This is a genomic window from Streptomyces boncukensis (assembly GCF_011045075.1).
In the GTDB taxonomy this organism is placed as follows: domain Bacteria; phylum Actinomycetota; class Actinomycetes; order Streptomycetales; family Streptomycetaceae; genus Streptomyces; species Streptomyces boncukensis.
This window is the reverse complement of record NZ_JAAKZZ010000750.1, coordinates 1-2,656: the sequence shown is the minus strand read 5'-3', so window position 1 is coordinate 2,656 and position 2,656 is coordinate 1. Positions and strand designations below refer to the sequence as shown.

General features: G+C 70.7%; 5 protein-coding genes. All 5 read left to right on the top strand.

Annotation, left to right across the window (positions count from 1 at the left end; all coding sequences use genetic code 11):
• Positions 1–940, top strand: a 940-nt coding sequence (locus G5C65_RS35110; RefSeq protein ID WP_206442623.1) for a helix-turn-helix domain-containing protein, incomplete at its 5' end; no start/stop codon positions are given.
• Positions 937–1,683: a zinc finger domain-containing protein gene (locus G5C65_RS35105; protein ID WP_165303108.1), complete on the top strand. Its 747-nt coding sequence runs from the start codon at positions 937–939 to the stop codon at positions 1,681–1,683. The genes G5C65_RS35110 and G5C65_RS35105, both read left to right, overlap by 4 nt.
• Complete coding sequence (locus tag G5C65_RS35100) at positions 1,680–1,955, top strand: hypothetical protein (protein WP_165303107.1); 276 nt, start codon at positions 1,680–1,682, stop codon at positions 1,953–1,955. Before G5C65_RS35105 ends, G5C65_RS35100 begins: the two co-directional genes overlap by 4 nt.
• Positions 1,952–2,311 (top strand): hypothetical protein, encoded by a 360-nt coding sequence (locus tag G5C65_RS35095; RefSeq protein ID WP_165303106.1) that lies wholly within the window; start codon positions 1,952–1,954, stop codon positions 2,309–2,311. Before G5C65_RS35100 ends, G5C65_RS35095 begins: the two co-directional genes overlap by 4 nt.
• A 178-nt stretch (positions 2,312–2,489) precedes the next feature.
• The gene (locus tag G5C65_RS40275) at positions 2,490–2,612 is read left to right on the top strand and encodes a zinc finger domain-containing protein (RefSeq protein WP_277608151.1); all 123 of its coding nucleotides are present in this window, start codon (positions 2,490–2,492) and stop codon (positions 2,610–2,612) included.
• The last annotated feature ends 44 nt before the right edge of the window (positions 2,613–2,656 follow it).

Here is a 2,656-nt window from a genome sequence, read left to right as displayed (position 1 = left end):
TCCCTGCCCTGGCCAGCACGAACGAGAGAAGAGTCAGTTGAGTATCAAGGTCACCAACTGGGTGTGGGCGCGGTCCGAATCCCGGAACGGGCCGCGACTGGTCATGCTCGCCCTGGCGGACCGTGCGGATGACGACGGGTTCGCGTGGCCCTCGATCGAGGATCTGTGCGAGCGGACAAAGTTGTCGCCGAGGGCAGTTCAGAAAGCCATCTCGAATCTGGTCGAACTGGGTGAGCTGAAGGTCGAATCGGGTGGCGGTCGACGGGTCCGGAACCGCTATACGATCATCCCGAAACCCTGCACATCTGACGGGGTAACTAGCGAGTATCCCGGTCCATCTGACGGGGTTACCGACGGTAAACCCCGCACATCCGACGGGGTATCGCCTGAGGAAACCCCGCACTTTGAAGCAGAAACCCCGCACTTTGCGACAGAAACCCCGTCGATTGTTCGCGAAAACCCCGTCAAATCTGCGGGGGAACCACCACTAGAACCACCAGAGGAACCGTCAGGGAACCACCACAACAACCCGGCGGCGAAGAAAGATCGTCTCACTGCTGCCAGAGACGCGGAGGAGGAGGACCGACTCCCCGAAGAGATCGTCCGCCTTCAGGACGCCATGAGCGGCGCCGGGATCAACCTGCCGTGGAAGTTCCACGGCGACGACATGGTCCGCGTCATCAACGACATCAGACGCCTCGGGATCCCGCTCATGGTCGAGCAGGCAGTCAAGGCCGAGCAGAGCGCCGCCAAGGCGCCCTTCAGCAGCCGCTGGTTCTACGACTCCTGGCACGCCATCCGCACACCCGTCGCCCTCGACCACCCCGGCGGGAACGTCATCCGCCTTCCACACGGCCAGCCCCTGCCCGGCACCGACACCAAGGTCGCGGGCTGGATGGCCCTATCCGACCAACTCCGCCAGAACGGAGGCCCCACATGAACGCCGACGAGGCCGCCGAACTCCTCGCCCACTGCTCCGGCTTCGACAACCGACAGCCCTCACTCGCCGCCGCCATCGCCTGGGCCTCGGCGCTCCTCGACATCCCCCTCGACGAGGACGCCAAGAACGCCGTCGCTGCCTATTACACAACCCCGCCGCAGAACCCCAGCGAGCGGCTGTGGATCCTGCCCCACCACGTGCGCAGCCTGCGTACCAAGATCCGCAACGCGCGGCTGGAGAACTTCCGGTACGAACCGCTGTCGGACGAGACGACCAGCGAGTACCTCGCGCGGTACCGCGGCCAGGTGCACGTTGTCGCTTCCGGCCGTGTCGCCCCGCCCACCGGCAACCTCCAGTTGACCGGCGGCCCATCCCGGCAGTTCACCCAGGGGCTGGAGGACCGCGGGTGGAGCGTCGGCCGTGAGGTCCCCGACACGGACGCCGAGGCCGTTGCCGACTCCGTGCGCCGCGCCGGCCCGCTCGGCGTTGTGTGCCCGACGTGCACTGCGCCCGTCGGTCACGGCTGCCGGACACCGGGCGGCAGCGACAAGCAGCCCTTGGGCAAGCCGCGGAAGCACCCGCACAGCGCCCGCCGACGGGCCGCCAAGGGCGAACCCGAGCTGACGCCGGAGCAGCAGGCCGTCGCCGAGCAGCGCATACGCGAGGCGTCCCGCGCCGCGCTCGCCCGCCTCGACGACGTACCCGATGCGGAGATCGTCGACGACGCGGAGGCTGCGACATGACCGACGACTTCGACGTCGAGGACGTGGCCGCCATGCGCGAGCAGGGCGACCTGCGGGAGTTCCTGCGCAGCCGCATCCGCCGCCCCACCGGCACCCCACCCGCACCGGCGCCGCCGCGCCTGCCCGGCCACCGGCCCGGTGCTTGGCCCCCAGGAGCCGGCCCCACACCCCGCAGCGAGCCGCCCGCCATCACGCCCGAGTGGACCGCCGCGCTCGACGACTACCGCCAGCACCTGCTGACCGAACTCCACGACGAGGAGGACCCCGCATGACCGGCCAGCTCCACATCCCCGTCCCCGTGTGCGGCGTCATCGACCCGGCCGCCGCAGAGCGCGCCAAACAGTCCGGTATGGCCCGCGCCGCCCAGCTCGACCCCGACTGGGCCGCCGACTGCGACGAGCGCATAGCCCGTTTCGCCGCCCGCGGCGTGCCGTTCCAGGCCGCCGACCTCGTCGCTGACGGGCTCGACGAGCCGCCGCACCCGAACTGCTGGGGTTCCCGCCTCAAGGCCGCTGCTGCCGCCGGGTTGATCCGCTTCCACCGGTACGCGCCCTCACGCCGGGCCACGGTGCACAAGTCGATCTGCGCCGAATGGATCGGCTGTCCCGGCGGGGAGCGTACCGAGTGAGCCGCCGCCCGCCAGGCGCCCCGATGCCCGCCGAGGTCCGCGCGATCGCCCGCGCCGCCCAGCACCCGCCCGCGCGGCGGACTGCCCGCACTGCGGCGCCCACGACCGCGCCCCGTGCACCACCCGCTCCGGACGGCGCCGCCTGATCGAGCCGCACCCGGCCCGCATCACCGCCTGGGTGTATGCCACCGCCGTGTGCCCCGCCTGCCAGGTCGCGCCCGGCACGCCCTGCCACGTCGACGGCCGCGAGATCCCCGAGCCCCACCCGCAACGGCAGCGCGAAGCGGAGGTGACGACGTGAGCAGCGACGCCTACGCCCGGCTGATGGCCGAGACCATCCCCACC